The organism is Mesorhizobium sp. FG116, assembly GCF_057809835.1.
Map to the genome: position 1 here is coordinate 1 of NZ_JBMDKS010000016.1, position 24,156 is coordinate 24,156.

The following is a 24,156-nucleotide window of genomic DNA, read 5'->3' on the forward strand; positions in this document are numbered from 1 at the left end:
GACGCCCTTCCCTGATACCCGGTGCGCACCAGGTCTCCCGCAAGGGCGATGGGAGGGATTATGAGGGAGATGGCGAGGGTGTGGATAAGTGGGGCCGAAGATTTTTGCAGAAATGAGCAGGATCAAGGGGTTGGGCGGAAGCAGGCCTATATCCGATCCACGTTTTCACACGCTTTCCGCCGAAAGCTCGTGCAAGACACGCAGCGCATCGTCCACCCTGTCGGCGGGGACGAAAAGGTGGTCGTGGTAGAATGCCGAAACCGGATTGGACCCGATGCCGGCGACCGAAAGCCGTGCGGTGATCGCGGCGAGGAAGCCGACCCCTTCCAGCGCCGAATGGACGGTGAGCGTGATCATGCGGCAGCGGAACGTGCCGGCGAGGCCTGCAGAATGTGCCTGATCCTCGCGCAGGATCAGCGTCGTACCCTCCCGTTCGCGAAAGATCATGACAGGTTCGATGTCTGTCGGCTGCGGAGACCCGTCTGGCACGGTGACGAAGACATGCACATGCGGCTGGAGTTCCGGCCGCATCGAGGCAAGCAGTTTGCCGAGGTCGGTTTCGCCGCTCATGTTTTTCTACCTGTCGATGCGCGTTGAAAGGATAATCGACGACAAGGTGCGTTCAACGCCCTCCATCGCACCGATGCGGTCCAGCAGTCCGTCGAGATCGGCAATGGACAGCGATTCGACGATAACGATCATGTCGAAGCTGCCGCTGACAGAATGCAGCGTGCGCACGGCAGGCAGGGCCTTCAGGCTGCGCACCACCGTATCGGCCAGCTTTGGCGTGACGGTCAAAAGTACATGCGCCCGGACCAGCCCCTGCTCATAGTCGGGCGAAAGCCTCACACCATAGCCGGCGATGACGCCGCGCGCCTCAAGCCGGTCGATGCGGCTTTGCACGGTGGTGCGCGACACGCCGAGCTTGCGCGCCAGTTCGGCTGTGGAAGCACGCGCGTTCTCACGCAGCAGGGAGATAAGGGCCTGATCGGCAGGGCTTGTCATATCGCCAGACACTATCGTCGTTTCGCCTAAACTATCATATCGATCCGACGAAATGTATCCTTTCTTTCGTCACCCATCCTGCGATGCTTCCGCCAAGCATTTTTCAAGATCGAGGGTATCGCCATGAAGGAAGTCGTTGTCATCGGAGCCGGCAAGATCGGTTCGACCATTGCCGAGATGCTGGCCGCCACAGGCGACTACCGCGTGACCGTGGTGGACCGCTCCGCGGAGCAGCTTGCCGCGATGGGGCTTTCCGGCCAGGTCGCGACGCTCGAACTCGATATCGGCGCCAAGGGCGAGCTTGAAAAGGCGCTTGCCGGCAAGTTTGCCGTGCTGAGTGCCGCTCCCTTCCACCTCACCACGCGCATCGCGGAAGCGGCCGCTGCAACCGGCGTTCACTATCTCGACCTTACCGAGGATGTCGCTTCGACCCGCCGCGTCAAGGAACTGGCCCGCGGCTCCAAGACCGCCTTCATTCCGCAGTGTGGGCTGGCGCCCGGCTTCATCTCCATCGTCGCCAACGACCTCGCCAGCCGCTTCGACACGCTGGAAAGCGTTCGCATGCGCGTCGGCGCGCTGCCGCAGTATCCCTCCAACGCGTTGAACTACAACCTGACCTGGAGCACGGACGGCGTCATCAACGAATATTGCGAGCCTTGCGAGGCAATCGTCGAGGGTGAACTGGTAGAAGTGCCGCCGCTTGAGGAGCGCGAGGAGTTTTCGCTCGATGGCGTGACCTACGAGGCTTTCAACACCTCCGGCGGGCTGGGCACGCTGGCCGAGACGCTGAAAGGCAAGGTGCGCACGCTGAACTATCGCACCATCCGCTATCCCGGCCATGCCGCGATCATGAAGGCGCTGCTCAACGATCTCGGCCTGCGCCATCGCCGCGACGTTTTGAAGGATATTTTCGAAAGCGCCCTGCCGGCGACGATGCAGGATGTGGTCATCGTTTTCGTGACGGTGAGCGGCCGCAAGAACGGACGCCTGCTGCAGGAAACCTACGCCAACAAGATCTACAGCCAGCGCGTTGGTGCGGCCGTCCATTCGGCAATCCAGATCACCACCGCTTCGGGCATCTGCGCCGTGCTCGACATGCTGGCCGACGGCAGCCTGCCGGCCAAGGGTTTCGTCAGGCAGGAAGACATCGCGCTCGACACCTTCCTAGCTAACCGTTTCGGTCGCGCCTATGCGCAGCATGAAATGGCAAGCCGCCTGGCAAGCTGACAAGAATCAACAGTTCTGGGGAGGAGAAGGGCTCGCGACGGCAACGGCGCGAGCTCTTTTTTGATAGGGTCAGGATCTAGATGTGCAGCGCGTGGCCGAGGCCCTTGAGCGCGGCTTCCTGGAAAGCTTCGCCTTGGGTAGGGTGGGCATGGATCGTGCCGGCGATGTCTTCCAGCCGCGCGCCCATTTCAAGCGCCAGCCCGAATGCGGCGGACAGTTCCGATACGCCCTGCCCAACCGCCTGGATGCCGAGGACAAGATGGTTGTCGGCGCGCGCGACGACCCGAACGAAGCCGTCTTCGCCCTGTTTGGTCATGGCTCGGCCATTGGCGCTGAACGGGAACTGGCCGATCTTGAGCTCACCGCCGAGCTTCTTGGCTTCGTCCGGCGATAGGCCCGCCGTTACCAGTTCAGGATCGGTGAAGCAGATGGCAGGGATGGCGCGCTTGTCCCAGCTGCGCTTGTGGCCGGCAACGATCTCGGCCACCATCTCGCCCTGCGCCATTGCGCGATGCGCCAGCATCGGCTCGCCGGTGACGTCGCCAATGGCATAGACACCACGCATCGAAGTGCGGCACTGGTCGTCGATGCGGACAAAACGCCCGCTCATGTCGAGATCGATCTCCTCCAGGCCCCAGCCATCGGTGACAGGCTTGCGGCCAACGGTGACAAGGATCTTGTCGGCCGCGATCTTGCGGTCCTTGCCGTCGGCAGTCTCGACAAGCAGGGCGTCGCCCTTGCTGGAGACACCCTTGGCCTTGGCTCCGGTCAGAACCTCGATGCCAAGGTCGGCAAGCCGTTTCAGGACCGGCTTGGTCAGTTCCGCATCGTATTGCTGCAAAAGGCGCGGCAACGCCTCGACCACCGTGACCTTGGCGCCCAGTTTGGCGAAGGCGGTGCCGAGTTCGAGCCCGATATAGCCGCCGCCGACAACCGCCAGCCGCTCCGGCACTTCGGCAAGCGACAATGCTTCGGTGGACGAAATGACATTGCCGCCGAAAGGCAGGAAGGGAAGCTCGACCGGTGCGGAGCCAGTGGCGATGACCACGTTTTCGGCACGGATCACTTGCGTTCCTGTCTCGGTCTCCACCTCGACCGTCTTGCCGTCGCGGAATGTTGCCCAGCCCTGGACGTACTTCACCTTGGCCTTTTTCAGCAAGCCGGCAACGCCGCTGTTCAGTCGGCTAACGATGCCGTCTTTCCAGGCGACGGTTTTGCCGAAATTCAGCTTTGGCGACTCCACTGAAATTCCGAGTGGACCGGGTTTCCCGGACCAGTGAACGGCCTTTTCGAACTCCTCGGCGGCATGGATCAGCGCCTTGGAAGGGATGCAGCCGACATTGAGGCAGGTGCCGCCGGGCTTGCCGGCCTCGATGACGACCGTATCAACGCCGAGCTGGCCGGCGCGGATGGCGCAGACATAGCCGCCGGGACCGGCACCGATGACAAGCAGCTTGCAGGTAATGTCTTTCATCACCGGCTTCCTTCCTGGGTCGTGAACCTGCCGGCAAGCCGGCTGTCGCTTGGCGAGATCATCGTCATCCCTCCACGAAAATCAGCGCGGGGGTTTCGAGCAGCGCCTTGATGCGCTGAACGAAGACGGCCGCATCCCAACCGTCGATGACGCGATGATCGAAGCTGGAGGAGAGGTTCATCATCTTGCGGGGCACGAACTGGCTGCCGTCCCACATCGGACGGACCATCATCTTGTTGACGCCGACGATCGCCACTTCCGGATGGTTTATGACCGGGGTGGTGACGACGCCGCCCATTGCACCGAGCGAGGTAATCGTGATGGTCGAGCCCGAAAGCTCCTCGCGCGTCGCCGTACCGGCCTTTGCAGCCTCTGCAAGCCGGTTGACTTCAGCAGCGCAATCCCAGAGGTCGCGCGCCTCTGCGTGCTTGACCACCGGCACGACCAGGCCGCCGGGTGTCTGCGCCGCAATACCGATATGGACGCCGCCATATTGATGGACAATGCCCGCCTCGTCGTCGAACAGGGCATTGAGTTGCGATTGCTCGGCGATGGCCTTGACCATCGCCCGCATCAGGAACGGCAGCAGGGTCAGCTTGGGGCGATCCGCGCGCTTTTCCTTGTTGAGGTTGGCGCGCAACTCTTCGAGCGCTGTCACATCGATCTCTTCGACATAGGTGATGTGCGGAATGCGCGACTTGGCGAGCTTCATCTTCTCGGCGATCTTGCGCCGCAGCCCGACAATCTTGATTTCCTCGACCGCATCGTTGCGGACAAGGCCGGAAGCCTTGCCCGTTTGCGGACCACGCTGGATGAATGCCTCGAGATCTTCGTGGCTTATGCGGCCGGCCGGACCGCTGCCCGCAACCTGCCGCAGGTCGATACCGGCTTCCTTGGCCCTCAAGCGAACCGCAGGAGATGCCAGCGGCTTGTCGCCTTCGGCTCGGGGTGCCCCGCGCTGAACGGCTGCAGACGCTGGCTTTGCACTTGAAGCCGCCGGCTTCGCTGGCACCGGGGCTGCTTCGGCGCGTATTGGCTGTGGCGTTGGTTCTGCAGGGACGCTTTGAGCCTTGCCATCATCGCGGGCTGGCGGTTTCGGCGGGGCCGCTGTTTCGGTCCCCGCACCGACATTGCCTTCGCCGGCAACCTTTAGCCGCACAATCGGCGAGCCGATGGCGACAGTGTCGCCGATCTCGGCGCCGAGCCACAGGATCTCGCCATCGACCGGCGAAGGGATTTCCACGGTTGCCTTGTCGGTCATGACGGCGGCAAGCACGGTGTCTTCGCGCACCATGTCGCCGATCTTGACGTTCCATTCGACCAGTTCAGCCTCGGCGACGCCTTCGCCGACATCAGGAAGCTTGATGACGTATTCGCCCATCTCAGGCCTCCATTGTCGAAATCAAGGCGCGGCCAACCCGCGAAGGCCCGGGGAAATAGTCCCACTCCTGCGCGTGCGGATAGGGCGTGTCCCAACCGGCAACGCGCGCCACCGGCGCTTCGAGATTGTAGAAGCAGTTTTCCTGGACGAGGCTGGTCAATTCCGCGCCAAAGCCTGAGGTAAGCGTCGCTTCATGCACGACGACGCAACGGCCGGTTTTCTTCACCGACGCGACGATGGTGTCGAGGTCGAGCGGCAGGAGCGTCCTGAGGTCGATGATCTCGGCGTCTATGCCGGTTTCTTCCACGGCGGCTTCCGCAACATAGACCATGGTGCCGTAGGCAAGCACGGTAAGCGAGGAGCCCTGGCGACGGATAGCGGCCTTGCCCAATGGAACCGTGTAGTGACCATCGGCGACTTCGCCGAGTTCATGCTTCGACCACGGCGTCACCGGGCGCTCATGATGGCCGTCGAAGGGGCCGTTGTAGAGCCGTTTCGGTTCGAGGAAGATCACCGGATCGGGGTCCTCGATAGCCGAGATCAACAAGCCCTTGGCATCGTGGGGATTGGAGGGAACAACCACCTTGAGCCCGGACACATGCGTGAACAGCGCCTCAGGGCTCTGGCTATGCGTCTGGCCACCGAAAATGCCGCCGCCGGTCGGCATGCGCACCACCAGCGGACAGGTGAAATCACCATTCGAGCGATAGCGCAGCCGCGCCGCCTCCGAGACAATCTGGTCGTAGGCCGGATACACATAGTCGGCAAACTGGACTTCGACGCAAGGGCGCAGGCCGTAGGCCGCCATGCCGATGGCCGCTCCGACGATACCCGATTCATTGATCGGGGCATCGAAGCAGCGGCTGGTGCCGTACTTGGCCTGAAGGCCCTGCGTGCAGCGGAACACGCCGCCGAAAAAGCCCACATCCTCGCCGAACACGACGACCCGTTCATCGCGCCCCATGGAAACGTCCATGGCATCGCGAATGGCTTCGATCATGGTTTTGCGCGGCATGTTCAGACTCCCGCCTGCTGGCGTTGATGCCTCAGATGCGGCGGCATCTGCTCATAGACCCCTTCGAACATGTCGCGCATCGATGGCTTGTTGCCGGAATGCAGCGTGCCATGCTGTTCGGCCTCTTTTTGTGCCGCGATCACCGTATCGAGGATTTCCGCTTCCGCTTGTGCATGACGCTCGTCCGACCAAACACCCTTCTGGATGAGGTGGTTCTTGAGCCTTATCACCGGATCGCCAAGCGGCCACGCGTCCGACTCGGCTTTTGGACGATAGGCCGAAGGGTCGTCAGACGTGGAGTGGGCTCCAGCGCGGTAGGTGACGTATTCGACCAGCGTCGGCCCGAGATTGCGCCGCGCGCGTTCAACCGCCCATTTGGCGACGGCATGAACAGCGAGGTAGTCGTTGCCGTCGACGCGCAGAGCCGGAATGCCGAAGCCGAGGCCACGTGCTGCAAAGGTGCCGGACCCGCCACGCGCAATGCCCTGAAAGGTCGAAATGGCCCACTGGTTGTTGACGACGTTGAGGACGATCGGTGCCTTGTAGGTCGAGGCGAAGACCAGCGCCGCATGGAAATCCGACTCTGCCGTGGAGCCGTCGCCGATCCAGCCGGCTGCGATGCGCGTGTCGCCACTGATGGCTGATGCCATCGCCCAGCCCACGGCCTGGATGTACTGCGTCGCCAGATTGCCCGAGATCGAGAAGAAGCCGTGATCCTTGGAGGAATACATGATCGGCAGTTGCCGACCCTTCAGCGGATCGGCCTCGTTGGAATAGATCTGGTTCATCATGGTGACCATCGGGTAGCCACCGGCAATCAGCAGGCCTGCCTGCCGATAGGTCGGAAAATTCATGTCGCCTGGCGAAAGCGCCTTGCGGAAAGCACAGCTTACCGCTTCCTCGCCGAGGTGCTGCATGTAGAACGAGGTCTTGCCCTGCCGCTGCGCCATCTGCATGCGCGCGTCGAAGGTCCGCAACGTCACCATGTGACGAAGACCCTCCAGAAGCTCCTCATCGCTGAGCGATCCGGCCCATGGGCCTACGGCTTCGCCTGATCGGTTCAGCACCCGGATGATGGAAAAGGCAAGGTCGCGAATGGTACGCGGATCGACATCCACTTCGGGCCGAGGCACGGACCCTGCCTTGGGGATCGACACATTCGAGAAATCCGGCGCGCCGCCCGGTCTCACCTCAGGTTCAGGAACGTGAAATCGCAACATCCCAGCATCGGTCATGACCAGTCCTCCAATGTCGCTGCCGCCGATAGTTGCACATTTGCACACACATGATCAGCGCCAATTTCCGCTGCCTTTGGAAGGCCTCGGTGGGTTGCGGGCAACGATCTGGCGATTGTGACAGGAAAACGAAGCAATTTCCCATTTTTCAAGGTCGCTGGCCGGCAACAAACGGAATGGCGAAGTGGCGGGCGGTGGATGAATGCTGCGTATGGGCACGACGGTGCAAATTGAGCCGTTCGCGCGTCGATCCGGCTATGCTAGGAGACGGGTATGGCGCAGAAGAAAGCATTTGAGGTCGAGAACTGGCTCGGCCGCCCCGATCCAAAGATTGTAATCGTGCTGCTTTACGGCCCCGACCGCGGCCTGGTGGCTGAAAGGGGTAAGGCGTTTGCCGAGCGGACCGGCCTTCCGCTCGACGATCCGTTTTCCGTAGTGAAAATGGATGGCGCCGAGGTCGAGCGCGGTGACGGTCGCTTGCTCGATGAGGCTCGCACCGTTCCGATGTTTTCGGACCGCCGCCTTTTGTGGGTGCGCAATGCGGCCGGCCAGAAGGGGCTGGCGGACGACGTCAAGGCGTTGATTGCCGAGCCGCCTCGCGATGCAATCATCCTGATCGAGGCAGGCGACCTCAAGAAGGGCGCGGCGTTGCGTTCAGTGGTGGAAGCAGCGGACGCCGCCATGGCGCTGCCTTGCTACGCCGATGAAGGTCGCGACATCGACGCTGTCATCGACGATGAGTTGCGCAAGGCTGGGATGACCATGCCACTGGAAGCGCGACAGGCGCTGCGTCGTAATCTTGGCGGTGATCGCCTCGCTTCACGCGGCGAGATCCAGAAGCTGGCGCTCTATGCGCAGGGACAGGCCGAAATCACCTTGGACGACGTGAAGGCCATGACGGGCGATGTGTCGGGGCAATCCTTCGACGATGCCGTCGATGCCGTGCTCGAAGGTCGTATCGCGGATTTCGACGCCGCCTTTACCCGTCAGGCGCAGGGTGGCGGACAGGCACTCCTCGCGCTCGCCGGCGCCATGCGCCAGTTCCAGACGATCCACGCCATGCGCGGTGCGATGGAAGAAAGCGGGCGCAATGCCGCTTCCATCGTCGCGAGCCATCGCCCGCCGGTGTTCTTCGCCAAGCGCAAGCTGGTGGAGAAGACGCTGGAAAGATGGAACAGCCAAGCCATCGAACGTGCGCTGGCGCGGCTACAAGCCGCTGTCCTGCAGACAAGAAGGCGGCCCGAGCTTGCGCCGGCACTGGCGCGGCAGGCGCTGCTTGGAATTGCGCTGGAAAGCGCGAGACTCAACCAACGCTAGTTGGTCGCAAAAGCTGTAATAAGCCGGCAAAATATAGCTAGTGCTTGAGACGCCTGCACAGATCGTCGAGCTGCTCCAGGGTACGGTAGGAGATACGAACTTCGCCGCCGCGATCCTTATGCGCGATTGATACCTTCATGCCGACGGTGTCAGACAACAGCTTCTCAAGCGCCTGCGTGTCGGCATCTTTCTCGGCTGGAGCCGGGCGTTTCGTTTCATGATGCGTGGATGCCGGCATCTGGGCCAAAGCCTCGGCCTGACGCACGGACAGTCCCTCTTCCACGATACGCTTTGCGAGACCCGCCGGATCGGCTGCAGTGACAAGCGTGCGCGCATGGCCTGCCGAGAGCGCGCCATCAACCAACATGTCGCGGATAACATCCGGAAGTTTCAACAATCTCAATGTGTTGGCGACATGGCTACGGCTTTTGCCGATGACCTGACCAAGGTCCGCCTGGCTGTAATTGTGCTCGTCGATCAGCTGCTGGTAGCCCAGCGCCTCCTCGACCGGGTTTAAGTCCGCGCGCTGAACGTTTTCGATGATGGCAAGCTCGAGCGCCGTGCGATCATTGACGTCGCGAACGATGATCGGGATCTCGGCAAGACCCGCGCGCTGCGCCGCGCGCCAGCGACGCTCGCCGGCGATGATTTCGAAGCGCCCCTGCTGGGCCGGCGACGGCCTGACGACCACCGGCTGGACAACACCGTGCTCACGGATCGACTGGGCAAGATCGGTCAGCTCGGCATCACCAAAGTGCCGGCGCGGATTGCGGGGGTTGGGCGACACGAACTCAATTGGAGCCTTGCCGTCGGCCCGGGGAGCGTCCTTCTCCGTCGCGGCCGGGCGATCCATCTCGCCGATCAGCGCCGCCAATCCTCGTCCCAGCCGCTTTCTCGATAGGTCTTCGCTCATCGTTTACCCGGATTGTTTCGTTTTCGAATCGACTTATGCGGCGCGGAGCCTGCGCTCCCGCCTGATGACTTCCGAAGCGAGTTGAAGATAAGCCTGGCTGCCGGTGCACTTCAGATCATAGAGAATTGCAGGCTTGCCATAAGATGGAGCCTCCGAGACGCGCACATTCCTCGGGATCACGGTTTCATAAACCTTGTCGCCCATATGCGCGCGCACGTCCTGCACCACCTGGTTCGCCAGATTGTTTCGGCCATCATACATGGTGAGGACGATGCCCTGTATTTCGAGTTCCGGATTGATCGACCCGCGCACCTGCTCGACCGTTTCAAGGAGCTGGCTGAGGCCTTCAAGCGCAAAAAACTCGCATTGCAGCGGCACCAGCACGGAATCTGCCGCAGCCATGGAGTTCAACGTCAAAAGATTGAGCGAAGGTGGGCAATCGATCAGAACGTAGCTGAACAGCGCGGAACGTTCGGCCGAGGCACGCAAAGCATTGCGCAGACGCAACACCCGATCCGGCGCAGAGGCAATTTCCATCTCGATGCCAAGAAGATCCAGCGTAGATGGTACGATCGACAGCCCTGGAACCGCCGTTGGCAACGCCGCCGCTTCGAGATCGAGTTCTCCAATCAGCACATCATAAGACGAAACCGTGCGATCACGCCGATCGATGCCGAGTCCAGTGCTGGCGTTACCCTGCGGGTCAAGATCGACGATCAGTACCCGCTCACCGATGGCGGCGAGCGCGGTTGCGAGATTGATCGCCGTCGTCGTCTTTCCCACGCCGCCCTTCTGGTTGGCGACAGTGATGATTCTCGGGCCAGTCTTGGTCATGCTTTTCTGCCAGAAATTCATTCCGATAACCGAACGCGTTCACATTTTGCGTAGATTGCGGATGTCAAGCACAACGCCTTGTGGGTCGATTGTGCTGGCATGTTCTACCAGATCGAAAATCCAGTGGTGAGCGCTTTCTTCGACTTCCGCCCGATAATCCCGGCCTTTGTGAAAAAGGCCACGGGCTCCATTCGTCAACCAAGGTGCTGCAAGGTCGAGCAGCAGCGGCAACGACGCAAGCGCTCTGGCAGTAACGACCTGCGGCTGGCGCACCAGTTTATGGACATCCTCGATCCGTCGCGCATGAATACGCGCCGGCAGATCGAATTCGCCTACTATCGCCTGTAGGAACCCGGTTTTCTTACGATTGCTTTCGACGAGATCAATCGAGCCGCCGCGCTCGCGTAGCAAGAACGCGACGACGAGCCCTGGAAATCCGCCGCCTGAACCGATGTCCAGCCATTGCCTGGCTTGAGGTTCAAGAGCAAGAAGCTGCGCGCTGTCCAATATATGTCTTTGCCAAGTCTGCCCAAGCGTGGAGGGTGCCGAGAGATTGATGCGCTGATTCCATTTCAGGAATGTGTTCTCGAAGCGCAGCAACATCTCATATGTTTCACGTGAAACCGGCCCCGCAATCGAGCAAAGCTCGTCAAATCGCTGGTTACTCACGCGGCGCCCTTCTGCACCGATGATTCGCTGTTGCGAACATGCGCGACGATGATCGCCAGCGCCGCAGGCGTCATTCCATCAACACGTTGCGCCTCTGCGATAGAGCGCGGTGTACGCTGCTTCATCTTTTGCTTTAACTCATTCGACAGGCCGGGCACCTGCGAAAAGTCGATATCGGCAGGGATGAGACGAGCCTCCTCATGACGCATTCTCTCGACATCAGCTCTTTGCCTGTCGAGATAGACAGCGTATTTGGATTCTGTCTCCAGTGCTTCCGCGGTCTTGTAGTCAATGGATGCAAACTCGTGGCTCACCCGAGTCAACCACGCCACATCGATTCCTGCATAGGCGAGCAGGTCATAGGCCGAGCGTCGAACGCCATCCTTGTTGACATCCAACCCGTGTCGAGCCGCCTCGCTGGGCGTAAGCGTCACGCTGCGCGCCAGTTCGCGCGCCCGATCCAGCGACAGCCTCGATCGCGCAAAGCGTTCGGTCCTCTCGGTCGATGCCACACCCAACCGCATGGCCAGGGGCGTCAATCTCTCGTCGGCGTTGTCTGCTCGCAACGAAAGACGAAACTCTGCTCTGGACGTAAACATCCGATAGGGTTCACTGATGCCTCGGCTCGTCAGATCGTCCACAAGCACGCCGATATAGGCGTCAGCGCGGCTGATTGTGACAGGGTCACCACCGGACGCTGACCGGGCGGCGTTCAAGCCCGCAAGCAAGCCCTGGGCGGCCGCTTCTTCATATCCGGTCGTGCCGTTGATTTGTCCAGCCAAAAACAAGCCTTTGACACGCCTCATTTCAAGCGTTGGATCAAGCTCACGCGGATCGATATGGTCATACTCGATCGCGTAACCGGGTTGCAGCATAGAAGCTCGTTCCAAGCCTGGAATGGTCTTCAAGATCTCAAGCTGGACGTCTTCTGGAAGTGAAGTGGAGATACCATTCGGGTAGACCGTATCGTCATCCAAGCCTTCCGGCTCAAGGAAAATCTGGTGGCCGTCGCGTTCGCCGAACTTGACGATCTTGTCCTCGATGGACGGGCAATAGCGCGGACCTATTCCTTCTATCGATCCGGAATACATAGCCGATTTGCCGAGATTCTGCCTGATAACCTCGTGCGTCGCCGGAGTTGTGCGGGTTATCCCGCACTCGATCTGAGGTGTCGTTATCGCGTCCGTCATCGCCGAAAACGGCACTGCCACATCGTCAGCCGCCTGCATTTCCAACGGGGCCCAATCGATGGTTTTCCCGTCAAGGCGGGGCGGCGTGCCAGTCTTCAATCTGCCTAGCGCAAAGCCCACTCGTCTCATTGTTTCAGACAAGCCGACCGAAGCCTGTTCATTCATGCGGCCGGCAACGATCTTCCGGTCGCCGATATGAATGAGACCGCGCAAAAAAGTACCAGTCGTGAGAACAACCGCGCCGCAGCGGAGCCGACGCCCGTCGGCCAACACAACCTCACTGATTCTATTGTTCTCGAGTGAGAGATCGAACACCTCCCCTTCGATGACCGTCAGGTTTTGCTGCTCTTCGATAGCCGCCTGCATCGCCAGGCGATAAAGCTTCCGATCGGCCTGTGTACGTGGACCCCGGACAGCAGGCCCCTTGCGTCGATTGAGCATACGAAACTGAATGCCGGCCTGATCGGCAATGCGACCCATAAGGCCATCCAGGGCGTCCACTTCCCGAACAAGGTGGCCCTTGCCAAGCCCGCCAATAGCCGGGTTACACGACATCACCCCTATCGTATCGGCGCGAAGTGTAACAAGCGCTGTACGAGCACCTGAACGTGCGGATGCGCTGGCCGCCTCGCAACCCGCGTGGCCGCCTCCAACGACAATGACGTCGAAGATTTGATCCATCAATTCTGCCCTTGAACTATCGCACGACAAATGTGCCGCGGCGTCCGGTCTGTCAATACACGGTTTGGAATTGATGTTTCACGTGAAACACAGATTCCATCTGCCAGCCTCGGCGTCCGCCTGTTTCACGTGAATCATTTATTTCCAACTGCCGCGCGCAACGTCATTTACCGATACAAAACTGCGCAAAGATGACATCGAGCAGATCCTCGACATCCACGGCTCCTACAATTCGGCCCAGCTGATCTGCAGCCAGGCGCAGTTCTTCTGCCCGCAGCTCCACCGCTTCAAGTTCCGCCCTCGCGGCAGATCGCAAATGCCCAAGCGCCTTTTCCAACAACTCAACATGACGCAACTTAGACGGCAGCACGTCACTGCTCACCGCAATCCTCTCCTGCGCATGACGACCTATCGCAGCCAGAAGATCGGCCAACCCGGCACCATTTTGCGTCGAGATACAAAGCTCATATCCCTGCGTTCGAACTGGATCGATATTGAGGTCAAGCTTCGTACCGATATGCATCACCGGGCACGATAACCATCCGGTATCGACTGTGCGAGGATCAGCCAAATCCTCGAGAACCAGCGCCAAATCAGCCTTTCGGCCCTTGGCGCGCGCGCGCTCAATACCAATCGTCTCGACCCTTCCAGCGCCTTCCCTCAGACCTGCTGTATCGGTAACTCGAATCTTAAGCCCATCGACGTCAAGCATGACTTCGAGCAGGTCCCGGGTGGTGCCCGGTTCGTCACTGACGATAGCAGCTTCCCTTTGCGCCAAGGCATTGAACAGGCTCGACTTCCCGGCATTCGGCGCACCCAGGATAACGACCTCAAAACCATCCTGTATGATTTCGGCAGTCGCAAAGCCTTGGATATGTTCAGTAATCTCCTCAATCAGGTTGGAAACCCCGGACCAGACGGAAGCCGCTACCGATCCGGGAACATCTTCTTCGTCGGCAAAATCGATATCCGCCTCAACCATAGCCCGGGCATGGATCAACCTGGTCCGCCAACTCGAATACAGGACACCCTGAACGCCGTCGGCATTCCTGAGCGCGAAACGCCGCTGCGCCTCGGTCTCGGCATTGACGAGGTCTGCCAGCGCCTCGGTCTGTGCGAGATCCATTTTGCCGTTCAGAAATGCCCGGCGTGTGAATTCACCCGGCTCAGCGTGCCGAATTCCCGGTAGAGACGTGATCCTCTTCAGAACCGCAGAAACAACCGCAGGACCTCCGTGCACTTGCAATTCGGCAATATCTTCGCCGGTGAAGCTGTTTGGGCCCGCAAAGAAGATCACAAGAGCCCGATCAATGATCTCGCCGTCGCTCCCAACCAACTTGCGGAAAGCTGCAGTGCGTTCGGCTGGGAACGGTCCGGCAATCGTTTCGACTACGAATCGACTATGCGGGCCGGAGATGCGAATAACCGCCACTCCCGCCGGCAACCGGCCACTCGACAGCGCAACGATAGAATCAGTGAATATCATTTGCTCCGTCCGGCGAACCGCCCTAGCCTCACCCTTCATCCAGCTATCAGGCCGAAAACACGTGACTTTACCGCCACAAAACATGCTTGCAGATGAAGCAAGCCCCTATCTCCAACAACATGCCGGCAATCCTGTCCACTGGCGAGGCTGGTCACCAAAGTCACTCGCCGAAGCCAAACAGCTCGATAAGCCGATCCTGCTTTCGATTGGCTACGCCGCCTGTCACTGGTGCCACGTCATGGCGCATGAAAGCTTCGAAAACCCCGATATAGCCGGCGTCATGAACCGTCTTTTCGTGAATATCAAGGTCGATCGCGAAGAACGGCCGGATATAGACCAGGTCTTCATGGCCGCCCTTTCAGCGATGGGGGAACAAGGAGGCTGGCCATTGACGATGTTCCTGACACCGGACGGGAAGCCGTTCTGGGGTGGAACCTATTTCCCGCCGCAGCCACGCTATGGCCGGCCGGGATTCGTCCAGGTCATGGAGGCCGTGAACAAGGCCTGGAACGAGAAACGCGACAACCTTGTCGACAGCGCCAACGGCCTGACCTCGCACGTAGGCGCGCGGCTAAGCGGCACCGGCTCAAGGGGCCGGCTTACCGGCGATACGCTCATCACGCTCGCAGACGGCATCCACGGCATGATCGACCTGCAGAACGGTGGGCTGAAAGGAGCGCCAAAATTTCCCAATGCGCCGTTCATGCAAGCGCTGTGGCTATCCTGGCTCAGGACTGGAAGCATCCAGTATCGGGACGCCGTCATTCTCAGCCTCGAGAAAATGCTCAGTGGTGGCATCTACGATCATATTGGTGGCGGGCTCAGCCGCTATTCCACCGATGCCCTGTGGCTGGTCCCGCATTTTGAAAAAATGCTCTACGACAATGCCCAGTTGCTGCGGTTCTGCAATTGGGCCTACGCCGAAACCGGCAACCGATTGTTCCGGATACGAATCGAAGAAACCGTCGACTGGATTCTGCGCGAACTGCGCGTTGAGAACGGCGCTTTTGCGTCCAGTCTGGACGCCGATAGCGACGGCGAAGAAGGGTTGTTCTATTGCTGGGACAAGGATGAGATCGACGAGGCTCTAGGCGCAGACGCCCGCCAATTCTTCGATTTGTTCACCCTCGCCGAACCAGCGGGATGGGAAGGCAAGCCGGTGATTTGCCAGACTGATGCACAACGCATCAAGTCCACCGCCGACGCGGAAACCGCTGCCAAGTTGAAGGCCCAGCTACTTTCCGTCCGAGAAAAGCGCGTCCGCCCAGGCCGCGACGGCAAAATCCTTACCGACTGGAACGGGTTGGCAATCGCGGCCCTCGCTGAATGCGGCCGGGCCTTACAAAAACCGGAGTGGATTTCAGCGGCAGTCGCGGCCTTCGATCAGATCGCCAGATCCGCCCTAGATAACCGCCTGCCCCATTCAGCGCTTGGTTCGAAAAAGCTGTTTCCGGCTCTTTCAAGCGACTACGCAGCGATGACCAACGCTGCCATTGCTCTGTTCGAGGCAACCGCCGATCGCATCTACATCGACCATGCGCAAAACTTCGTCACCCAACTCGATCTTTGGCACGGCGACGAGCAAGGCAACGGCTACTATCTGACAGCTTCAGACAGCAAGGATGTGCCTATTCGCATCAGAGGCGACGTAGACGAAGCCATTCCGTCGGCAACCAGTCAGGTCATCGAGGCATTGGTCAAACTGGCGACTGTCACAGGAGAGATTGCGCTGCAGGAAAAGGCCTGGAGCGTTGCCGAACACGCCGCGGGTCGGGCCGAAAAACAGACTTATGGACAGGTCGGGATTCTCAATGCCTGCGAACTGGCCATGGAGCCACGCAAACTGATCCTGGTCGATCAGGCGGCAAATCCAAGCCTCGTTCCGGTAGCGAATCGGAATCTGGACCCGCGCCGTGTCGACATCCTCGTACCTGTCGGAATGGAAAACCAGCTTGCCAATCTGCCCGGTGGCACAGCCCCGCCAACCGATACGGTTGCCGCATTCCTATGCACAGGGCAAATCTGCCTGCCCGTGATCAAGGACCCCGGCGAACTGGAAACCGCTCTGCGAGTAAAGACAGCATCTACAATCTGAGATTGTAGATGCTTCAGCCATCCTTCGATCAGGTATTCATCGAATCGAAGAAATCGCCGTTCGTTTTTGTCTGCTTGAGTTTGTCGATCAGGAACTCGATCGCGTCGGTCGTTCCCATCGGCGCCAGGATACGGCGCAGTACGAAGATCTTCTGAAGATCCGCCTTCTGTACCAGCAGGTCTTCCTTGCGGGTACCGGACTTGAGAATATCCATGGCGGGGTAGATGCGCTTGTCGGCGACCTTGCGGTCGAGCACGATTTCCGAGTTACCGGTGCCCTTGAACTCTTCGAAGATGACTTCGTCCATGCGGCTGCCGGTGTCGATCAGCGCAGTGGCGATGATGGTCAACGACCCGCCTTCCTCGATATTGCGGGCTGCGCCGAAGAACCGCTTCGGACGCTGGAGCGCATTGGCGTCGACGCCGCCGGTCAAGACCTTGCCGGATGACGGAACGACGGTGTTGTAGGCGCGGCCCAGACGGGTGATCGAATCGAGCAGGATGACGACATCGCGACCATGTTCGACCAGTCGCTTGGCCTTCTCGATCACCATTTCAGCGACCTGAACGTGACGCGCTGCCGGTTCATCGAAGGTCGAGGAAACCACCTCGCCTTTCACCGAACGCTGCATGTCGGTAACTTCTTCCGGGCGCTCGTCGATCAGAAGCACGATCAGATAGCACTCGGGGTGATTGGTGGTGATGGAGTGGGCAATGTTCTGCAACAGCACCGTTTTGCCGGTGCGCGGTTGGGCCACGATCAGGGCACGCTGGCCTTTGCCGAGCGGGGCCACCAGATCGATGACGCGCGGCGAAATGTCCTTCGAGGTCGGATGCTCCATCTCCATCTTCAACCGCGAGGTCGGATAGAGCGGCGTCAAATTGTCGAAATGGATCTTGTGGCGGATCTTTTCCGGATCGTCGAAATTGATCGTGTTGACCTTCAGCAGAGCAAAATAGCGCTCGCCCTCTTTCGGGCTGCGAATTGGCCCTTCGACCGTATCGCCCGTCTTCAGCGAAAAGCGTCGGATCTGCGAGGGGGAAATGTAGATATCGTCGGGACCCGGCAGATAGTTGGCATTGGCTGAACGCAAGAATCCGAAACCGTCCTGCAGCACTTCGACCACACCGTCACCGATTATCTCGATGTCTTGCGCGGCCAACTTCTTCAGGATGGCAAACATCAGCTCCTGCTTGCGCATGACGCTGGCGTTTTCCACCTCGAGCGATTCGGCGTAAGCGATCAGCTCCGGGGGCTTCTTGTTCTTGAACTCTGCGAGTTTCATTTCCTGCATGGACGGACTCTGGACGTATTCGGGGGAGATTCGACTGGTGCGAAGATTGCCGGGCGCGGTCATTGACAGACAGTTTGCGCTGGCGGGAAGGAAGAACTGCCTTTTATCGCCAGCCTGCCAAAAGAGCAAGCGGGGTTTTGCAGCCCTTCCGCTAGAACGGCTTCACGATGACAAGGACCACAATCGCGATCATCAGCAATGTGGGGATCTCATTGACGATGCGCCAGTGCCGCACCGTCTTTTCGTTGCGATCTTCCGCGAATTTCCGTACCGCAGCCGACAAGTAGCCATGCACTCCGGACATGACCAGGACCGCCGCGAGCTTCGCGTGCAGCCAGCCACCGGCAAAACCAAACCCCTTCCAGGCAAGCCATAGGCCGAACACCCAGGCCACCGTCATTGCGGGGTTGATGATGGCGCGCAATAGGCGCCTCTCCATCACCTTGAACGTCTCCGACTGGGTTGAGCCCTTCTCGGCAGCGACGTGATAGACAAACAGCCGCGGCAGATAGAGCATGCCGGCCATCCACGAGATCACGGCGATAACGTGGATGGCCTTTGCCCAAAGGTAAAAGCCATCGGGCGCCAGCCAGAACAGCGCAGCCGTCAGTATGGCAAGAATGCCGATCGACACTCCTGCCCGCAGCGCGGCATTGGCACCGCTGGCGCGTTCACTGCCCAGACCCATCACCCGTTCCTGACTTGATTGATCATCGCCCAGACATGTTCGATGGGGGTTTCAGGCACGATGCCATGGCCAAGATTGAACACGAATGGCCCGCCGCGCACGGCTTTCAGGATATTGCCGACACCTTCCGCCAGCGCCTGCCCGCCGGCAACCAACCTCAAGGGGTCCAGGTTGCCCTGCACAGCCCCGCCACGCTGCATTACCTTGACTTCGGACAAGGGCACTGTCCAATCCAGTCCAAGTGCCGTGACACCCGTTTTCTGCCGATAGGTTGCATAGTTGATGCCGGCACCTTTCGGAAAACCGATGATCGGAACAGTGGGATGTGCCGACCGCACCTGCCGGACGATCTCGGCGACCGGCTTGACGCAGAAAGCTTCGAATGACGCATCGTCGAGCACGCCCGACCATGAATCGAAAATCTGCACGACATCCGCCCCCGCCTCGATCTGCCTGATCAGATAGGCAGCCGATTGATCAGCCAGAACCTTCAGCAGGTGACGAAACGCTTCGGATTCACGGTAGGAAAACAGCCTTGCCGGCGCCTGGTCGGGCGTACCGCGTCCGGCGATCATGTAGGTCGCGACCGTCCACGGCGCTCCACAGAAGCCGATCAGGGTCGTCTCAGATGGCAGTTGTTTGCGCAAGCGCCGCACCGTCTCGTAGACCGGTGCCAGATTCACGTGAAACGTTTCAGGATTGAGCTCGGCAATTCCGGCAGCCGTAATAGGCGTCATCAACGGTCCGTGCCCTTCCTCGAAGCGAAGGTCTCGGCCGAGAGCATGCGGAACCACCAGGATGTCGGAAAACAGGATCGAGGCATCAAAGCCAAAGCGCTCGATCGGCTGCAAGGTCACCTCGACCGCTTTGTCTGGATCATAGCAAAGATCGAGAAAAGACCCCGCTTTCTTACGCGTCTCGCGGTACTCCGGCAGATAGCGTCCTGCCTGGCGCATCATCCATAGCGGTGGCGGATAGGCAGCCTCGCCATTCAACACGTCGACTACAATCCGCTTCACGCTCATTACACTCGCCTTCAAGGCCTAATCTAAAATCAAATATCTATATGAAAGATATTTCTGATTCTAAGAGTCTGTTGGTTGTGGTGATTATCATCTTTCCAGATTGGCCGCTTCAAAAGCCATTCATCATTTTGTCGCGACTTGTTTTTGCCATGTGGGAAAACCTTGGGGGCAATCGGGAATCCCGGTTTTGAATCAAGGAGATTGAGGATTGGCAAAATCAGCCGTTTATGGGGACAACAAATGTCATGTAGAGCCTGTTCCCGCTTTTGTCCCCAGGGCGCTTGCTAACTTCACCGCACAACGAATTGTGGACAAGCCGCCATCTGATACAGTCACCCATAACCCAAGGGTGGATTTGTCCCACTCTATCCACACAAGCCCCCAGACCCGGATGTAATGTGTGAACAAGCCGCAAAGTTTCTTCCATCTTCATCTGATTTCTGACGCTACCGGCGAAACGCTTCTGGCGGCGGGCCGGGCCGCGTCGGCGCAATACAAGGATGCGCGCGCCATCGAGCACATCTACCCGCTGATTCGCACCGAAAAGCAGCTCCTGAAAGTGTTCGAGGACATCGAGCAGGAGCCGGGCATCATTCTCTATACGGTGGTCGACCAGAATCTGGCCCGCATCATCGACGAACATTGCGCGACCATGGGCCTGCCCTGCGTTTCAGTACTGGAACCGGTGCTGACCGTTTTCCAGTCTTACCTCGGAACGCCGGCCGGCCGTCGTGTCGGCGCGCAGCATGTGCTGGACGCAGATTACTTCCGCCGCATCGATGCACTCAATTTCACCATGGAGCATGACGACGGCCAGTTGCCGATCGACATGGACGATGCCGATATCGTCCTGATCGGAATTTCCCGGACGTCGAAAACGCCGACGAGCATCTATCTGGCCAATCGCGGCATCAAGACGGCCAACATTCCGATCGTGCTTGGGGTGCCGGTACCGGAAAGTCTGGTCAACGCAAAGAAACCGCTGATTGTCGGCCTGATCGCGACGGCCGAGCGCATCTCGCATGTTCGTCAAAACAGGGTTCTGGGCAATACGAGCGGCTATGAAGGCAACCATTACATTGATCGTTCCGCAATCACCGAAGAGCTTGCCTATGCGCGCCAGATCTGTACGCGCTATAACTGGCCGATGATCGACGTCAGCCGCCGCTCGATCGAGGAAACGGCTGCCGCTATCGTTGCCCTGCGCAATAAGACGCGTTAGGTCGGGAACTGACTTAATCGGCGCAACAGAAGACATATCCATGACTGAGAAGCTCATTCTCGCCTCCGGCAGCCCGTTCCGCAAGGCGATGCTCGTCAATGCCGGCCTTGATATCGAGGCGGTACCGGCCGACGTCGACGAACGCGCGCTTGAGGCTCCCTTGCAGGACAGCGGTGTCTCGCCGGAGGACGTGGCATTGGTTCTGGCCGAAGCCAAGGCTGTCGAGGTCAGCGAACGCTATCCAGGTGCCCTGGTGCTTGGCTGCGACCAGACATTGTCGCTGGGCGATGAAGTGTTCCACAAGCCCGCGGACATGGAAGGCGCGCGCCGGCATTTGCTGGCATTGTCCGGAAAGACCCATCAGCTCAACAGCGCGGCAGTTTTGGTGCGCGATGGCAACGTGCTCTGGCGTCACGTCGGCATTGCCAATCTGACGATGCGCCATCTCGATCCGGCCTTCATCGGCCGTCATCTTGCCCATGTTGGTAAAAAGGCGCTGGCCAGCGTCGGTGCCTATCAGGTCGAAGGCGAAGGCATTCAACTGTTCGAGAAGATCGAGGGCGACTACTTCACGATCGTTGGCTTGCCGCTGTTGGCCGTACTTGCCGAATTGCGCAGCCTGGGCGCCATCGATGGCTGATCCATTGGCAAGGGCTTTCGTCATCGGCCATCCGATTGCCCATTCGCGGTCGCCGAAGATCCATCGCCATTGGCTCGAGGCGAGCGGCATTTCAGGCAGCTATGACGCGATTGATGTCGCGCCGGCTGACTTGGCCGAGTTCATCCGCGGCTTGAGGGAACGCGGTTTTCGTGGTGGCAACGTCACCATTCCGCACAAGGAAGCGGTATTCGGTCTTGTGAAGCGGCGAGACGAGGCGGCCGAGGAAATCGGCGCCGTCAATACGCTTTGGTTCGAAGACGGTGTCCTTTGGGGCGGCAACACCGACGCCCATGGCTTTGCCGCCAATCTCGACGAATATGCGCCGGACTGGTTTCGCAACGGCCCCGCAGTGGTGTTGGGAGCCGGAGGTGCGGCGCGGGCGATCATTTATGCCCTGAAGCAGCGCGGCGTGAAGGATATCCGTATCGTCAATCGAACCTTGTCGAGGGCGCAAGAGCTTGCCGACCGGTTCGGCCGGGGCGTCAGCGCACATGCGTCCGCAGCAACGGATGAACTGTTGGTTGATACGGGGCTGCTTATAAACACCACAGCGCTCGGCATGCATGGCAATGAAGGCTTGCCTGCGGACCCGGCACGGCTTCCCGGCACTGCGATCGTGACCGATATCGTCTATGTGCCGCTGCAAACGCCACTTTTGGCAGCCGCTGCAAGATGCGGGCTGAAGACGGTGGATGGCCTCGGCATGTTGCTTCATCAGGCTGTACCGGGTTTCGAACACTGGTTCGCAAAACGCCCGGTGGTGACGCCGGCCCTGCGCGCCGCCATCGTGGCCGACCTTGGGGCGACTTGATGATCGTCCTTGGCCTCACCGGTTCAATCGGCATGGGCAAATCGACCGCTGCCAAGATGTTTGCCGATGCCGGAGTGCCTGTGCATGATTCCGACGAAGCCGTGCATCGCCTCTATGCGGGCGCGGCAGTTCCGTTGGTTGAATCGGCTTTTCCTGGTACGACGCGCGACGGCAGCGTCGACCGCGCGTTGCTTGGCCAACGCGTGCTGGGCGATCCGGCTGCATTGAAGACGCTGGAAGGGATCATCCACCCGTTGGTTCGCGCCGACGCCGATGCCTTTCTGGCCCGTCACCGTTCTGCCGGAGCGCCGTTGGCCGTGCTCGATATTCCCTTGCTGTTCGAGACGGGGGGACGGGATCGCGTCGACAAGGTCATTGTCGTTTCCGCTCCAGCCGACGTTCAACGGTCCAGGGTCCTCGCCCGGCCCGGAATGACGGAAGAAAAGTTCGAGGCGATCCTGCGCAGACAGGTGCCTGACGCCGAAAAGCGCCGGTTGGCCGACATTGTTATCGACACTGCGCATAGCTTCGATGCGACACGCGGCGCCATCCAAGCTATAATCGATGAGTTGACGGGGGAAAAACCGAGCCAGCCTGGAAGCTGAAACTTGCCGACCCTGCCGCCCATGGCCATGTTGGGCGATGGAGCGATTCGATGCGTGAAATCATTTTCGATACTGAAACCACCGGCCTTGATTCCCGGGAAGACCGCATCATCGAGCTGGGCGGCGTCGAAATGGTCAACCGCTTCCCGACCGGCCGCACCTTTCATTTCTTCATCAATCCGCAGGGCCGGCAGATCCACGCGGATGCACAGGCGGTACATGGCATCTCTGCGGACCAGTTGGCCGACAAGCCGATATTCGGCGCCATCGTCGACGAATTCATCGAGCTCATCGATGGAGCCAAGCTGGTGGCCCACAACGCGAACTTCGATATCGGCTTCATCAATGCCGAGTTCGCGCGTATCGGTCGTCCGCCGGTTGCACCGGAAATGGTCATTGACACGCTGGCGCTCGCCAAGCGCAAACATCCGATGGGACCCAATTCGCTCGACGCATTGTGCCGCCGCTATGGTATCGACAACAGCCATCGCACCAAGCACGGGGCGTTGCTGGACTCGGAGCTTCTGGCGGAAGTCTACATCGAGCTTATTGGTGGAAAGCAGGCCGCGCTCACCCTGGACAACGTCGCGGTGGCAGCCGCGAGCGCCGTCCTCGTGGAACAGACCGATGTTGTGGTCGCTCCTCGCCCGGCACCCTTGCCGTCGCGCCTAAGTGATGCCGAGCGCGCAGCGCACGCGGCCCTGGTCGAGACGCTCGGTGAAAAGGCCGTTTGGCTCAGCATTACCGGCCAATAAAAAACCCGGCCGAAGCCGGGTTCTTGTTCTGGAAAGTAAGCGACCGCGATCAGCTTACCTTGACCTTGGCGGCAGCCTGATCCTCGGCAATCTTCTGCTGGAACATCTGCGCAAAGTCGATCGGGTCGAGCATCAGCGGCGGGAAGCCGCCATTGCGTGTCGCCTCGGCGATGATCTGGCGCGCAAACGGGAACAGGAGCCGCGGGCATTCGATGAACAGAAGCGGCAGCATGTGCTCCTGCGGGAAGCCGCTGATATTGAAAACGCCGCCATAGACGAGTTCGACATTGAACAGCACATCCTTGTCGACGGTGGCCTTGGCATTCAGCGCCAGATTGACGTCGAACTGCTGTTCGGACAGCGGATTGGCGTTGACGTTGACGTTGATGGCAATGCCGGGAGCCTTGTCGCGGGCACGCAGCGAGTTGGGCGCGCCGGGGCTTTCGAAGGAAAGATCCTTCACATATTGCGCCAGCACGTTGAGCGTCGGCTGCGTTCCATTGCCGTTCGTAGCGGCACCCTTCTGCGTCTCGTCGTTTTCGGCCATGAGCCCATTTCCTTTTTCGGGCCTAG

Annotated in this window: 23 protein-coding genes; 8 read left to right on the forward strand and 15 right to left on the reverse strand. The window is 59.8% G+C overall.

Translation table 11 applies throughout. The features are described from left to right. Positions 1-165 precede the first annotated feature (165 nt). Together ACODTY_RS13730 and ACODTY_RS13735 are read right to left on the reverse strand one after the other, a co-directional pair. Complete coding sequence (locus tag ACODTY_RS13730; RefSeq protein WP_488994813.1) at positions 166-570, reverse strand: ACT domain-containing protein; 405 nt, start codon at positions 568-570, stop codon at positions 166-168. Positions 571-576: 6 nt separating this feature from the next. Next, positions 577-1,005 (reverse strand): Lrp/AsnC family transcriptional regulator, encoded by a 429-nt coding sequence (locus tag ACODTY_RS13735; protein WP_488994814.1) that lies wholly within the window; start codon positions 1,003-1,005, stop codon positions 577-579. A 108-nt stretch (positions 1,006-1,113) separates the two neighbouring features. Here ACODTY_RS13735 and ACODTY_RS13740 point away from each other — a divergent pair, with 108 nt between their 5' ends. Then, positions 1,114-2,232 carry a saccharopine dehydrogenase family protein gene (locus ACODTY_RS13740; RefSeq protein ID WP_488994904.1) on the forward strand — a complete coding sequence of 373 codons (1,119 nt, stop codon included), beginning with the start codon at positions 1,114-1,116 and terminating at the stop codon, positions 2,230-2,232. A 76-nt stretch (positions 2,233-2,308) separates the two neighbouring features. On the opposite strand, the gene lpdA is transcribed toward ACODTY_RS13740, so the two are convergent. The 4 genes from lpdA to ACODTY_RS13760 all read right to left on the reverse strand — a co-directional run bounded on the left by lpdA (position 2,309) and on the right by ACODTY_RS13760 (position 7,337). Then, on the reverse strand, positions 2,309-3,706 hold the full coding sequence (lpdA, locus tag ACODTY_RS13745; protein ID WP_488994815.1) for a dihydrolipoyl dehydrogenase: 1,398 nt from the start codon (positions 3,704-3,706) through the stop codon (positions 2,309-2,311). Between the two features lie 64 nt (positions 3,707-3,770). Beyond that, a complete protein-coding gene (locus ACODTY_RS13750) occupies positions 3,771-5,087 on the reverse strand; it encodes a dihydrolipoamide acetyltransferase family protein (RefSeq protein WP_488994816.1) in 1,317 nt (438 codons plus the stop codon). A gap of 1 nt (position 5,088) precedes the next feature. After that, the gene (locus ACODTY_RS13755) at positions 5,089-6,102 is read right to left on the reverse strand and encodes an alpha-ketoacid dehydrogenase subunit beta (protein WP_488994817.1); all 1,014 of its coding nucleotides are present in this window, start codon (positions 6,100-6,102) and stop codon (positions 5,089-5,091) included. Positions 6,103-6,104: 2 nt separating this feature from the next. After that, positions 6,105-7,337, reverse strand: coding sequence for a 3-methyl-2-oxobutanoate dehydrogenase (2-methylpropanoyl-transferring) subunit alpha (locus ACODTY_RS13760; protein WP_488994818.1), 1,233 nt, complete (start codon positions 7,335-7,337; stop codon positions 6,105-6,107). Positions 7,338-7,610: 273 nt separating this feature from the next. Here ACODTY_RS13760 and holA point away from each other — a divergent pair, with 273 nt between their 5' ends. Continuing rightward, positions 7,611-8,654 carry a DNA polymerase III subunit delta gene (gene holA / locus ACODTY_RS13765; protein WP_488994819.1) on the forward strand — a complete coding sequence of 348 codons (1,044 nt, stop codon included), beginning with the start codon at positions 7,611-7,613 and terminating at the stop codon, positions 8,652-8,654. A gap of 37 nt (positions 8,655-8,691) precedes the next feature. On the opposite strand, the gene ACODTY_RS13770 is transcribed toward holA, so the two are convergent. The 5 genes from ACODTY_RS13770 to mnmE all read right to left on the reverse strand — a co-directional run bounded on the left by ACODTY_RS13770 (position 8,692) and on the right by mnmE (position 14,427). Then, complete coding sequence (locus ACODTY_RS13770; RefSeq protein WP_488994820.1) at positions 8,692-9,567, reverse strand: ParB/RepB/Spo0J family partition protein; 876 nt, start codon at positions 9,565-9,567, stop codon at positions 8,692-8,694. 33 nt (positions 9,568-9,600) lie between these two features. Next, positions 9,601-10,401, reverse strand: a complete 801-nt coding sequence (locus ACODTY_RS13775; RefSeq protein ID WP_488994821.1) for a ParA family protein — start codon at positions 10,399-10,401, stop codon at positions 9,601-9,603. A gap of 39 nt (positions 10,402-10,440) precedes the next feature. Continuing rightward, entirely contained in the window at positions 10,441-11,070 is a 630-nt protein-coding gene (gene rsmG, locus ACODTY_RS13780; RefSeq protein WP_488994822.1) for a 16S rRNA (guanine(527)-N(7))-methyltransferase RsmG, read from the reverse strand. Continuing rightward, positions 11,067-12,941: a tRNA uridine-5-carboxymethylaminomethyl(34) synthesis enzyme MnmG gene (mnmG, locus tag ACODTY_RS13785; RefSeq protein ID WP_488994823.1), complete on the reverse strand. Its 1,875-nt coding sequence runs from the start codon at positions 12,939-12,941 to the stop codon at positions 11,067-11,069. Before mnmG ends, rsmG begins: the two co-directional genes overlap by 4 nt. Positions 12,942-13,104: 163 nt before the next feature. Continuing rightward, entirely contained in the window at positions 13,105-14,427 is a 1,323-nt protein-coding gene (mnmE, locus tag ACODTY_RS13790) for a tRNA uridine-5-carboxymethylaminomethyl(34) synthesis GTPase MnmE (RefSeq protein WP_488994824.1), read from the reverse strand. 82 nt (positions 14,428-14,509) lie between these two features. Between mnmE and ACODTY_RS13795 the strand changes: the two genes are divergently transcribed. Further along, a complete protein-coding gene (locus tag ACODTY_RS13795; RefSeq protein ID WP_488994825.1) occupies positions 14,510-16,522 on the forward strand; it encodes a thioredoxin domain-containing protein in 2,013 nt (670 codons plus the stop codon). Positions 16,523-16,550: 28 nt separating this feature from the next. Here ACODTY_RS13795 and rho read toward each other — a convergent pair whose 3' ends face one another. The 3 genes from rho to hemE form a co-directional block, all read right to left on the reverse strand. Then, entirely contained in the window at positions 16,551-17,816 is a 1,266-nt protein-coding gene (gene rho / locus ACODTY_RS13800; RefSeq protein WP_488994826.1) for a transcription termination factor Rho, read from the reverse strand. Positions 17,817-17,967: 151 nt separating this feature from the next. Continuing rightward, complete coding sequence (gene hemJ / locus ACODTY_RS13805) at positions 17,968-18,504, reverse strand: protoporphyrinogen oxidase HemJ (RefSeq protein WP_488994827.1); 537 nt, start codon at positions 18,502-18,504, stop codon at positions 17,968-17,970. Further along, positions 18,504-19,529: a uroporphyrinogen decarboxylase gene (gene hemE, locus ACODTY_RS13810; protein WP_488994828.1), complete on the reverse strand. Its 1,026-nt coding sequence runs from the start codon at positions 19,527-19,529 to the stop codon at positions 18,504-18,506. The genes hemJ and hemE overlap by 1 nt, the downstream gene beginning before the upstream one ends. A gap of 400 nt (positions 19,530-19,929) precedes the next feature. On the opposite strand from hemE, the gene ACODTY_RS13815 reads away from it, so the two are divergent. From ACODTY_RS13815 to dnaQ, 5 genes are read left to right on the forward strand one after another with little or no spacing between them, the layout of a single operon-like run. Continuing rightward, positions 19,930-20,751: a pyruvate, water dikinase regulatory protein gene (locus tag ACODTY_RS13815; protein ID WP_488994829.1), complete on the forward strand. Its 822-nt coding sequence runs from the start codon at positions 19,930-19,932 to the stop codon at positions 20,749-20,751. Positions 20,752-20,791: 40 nt separating this feature from the next. Next, positions 20,792-21,391: a Maf-like protein gene (locus ACODTY_RS13820; protein ID WP_488994830.1), complete on the forward strand. Its 600-nt coding sequence runs from the start codon at positions 20,792-20,794 to the stop codon at positions 21,389-21,391. Then, positions 21,384-22,223 (forward strand): shikimate dehydrogenase, encoded by an 840-nt coding sequence (locus ACODTY_RS13825; RefSeq protein ID WP_488994831.1) that lies wholly within the window; start codon positions 21,384-21,386, stop codon positions 22,221-22,223. Before ACODTY_RS13820 ends, ACODTY_RS13825 begins: the two co-directional genes overlap by 8 nt. Further along, positions 22,223-22,828 (forward strand): dephospho-CoA kinase, encoded by a 606-nt coding sequence (gene coaE / locus ACODTY_RS13830; RefSeq protein WP_488994832.1) that lies wholly within the window; start codon positions 22,223-22,225, stop codon positions 22,826-22,828. The genes ACODTY_RS13825 and coaE overlap by 1 nt, the downstream gene beginning before the upstream one ends. Positions 22,829-22,878: 50 nt before the next feature. Beyond that, positions 22,879-23,583: a DNA polymerase III subunit epsilon gene (gene dnaQ / locus ACODTY_RS13835; protein ID WP_488994833.1), complete on the forward strand. Its 705-nt coding sequence runs from the start codon at positions 22,879-22,881 to the stop codon at positions 23,581-23,583. A 49-nt stretch (positions 23,584-23,632) separates the two neighbouring features. On the opposite strand, the gene secB is transcribed toward dnaQ, so the two are convergent. Further along, positions 23,633-24,130: a protein-export chaperone SecB gene (secB, locus tag ACODTY_RS13840; RefSeq protein WP_488994834.1), complete on the reverse strand. Its 498-nt coding sequence runs from the start codon at positions 24,128-24,130 to the stop codon at positions 23,633-23,635. Positions 24,131-24,156 lie beyond the last annotated feature (26 nt).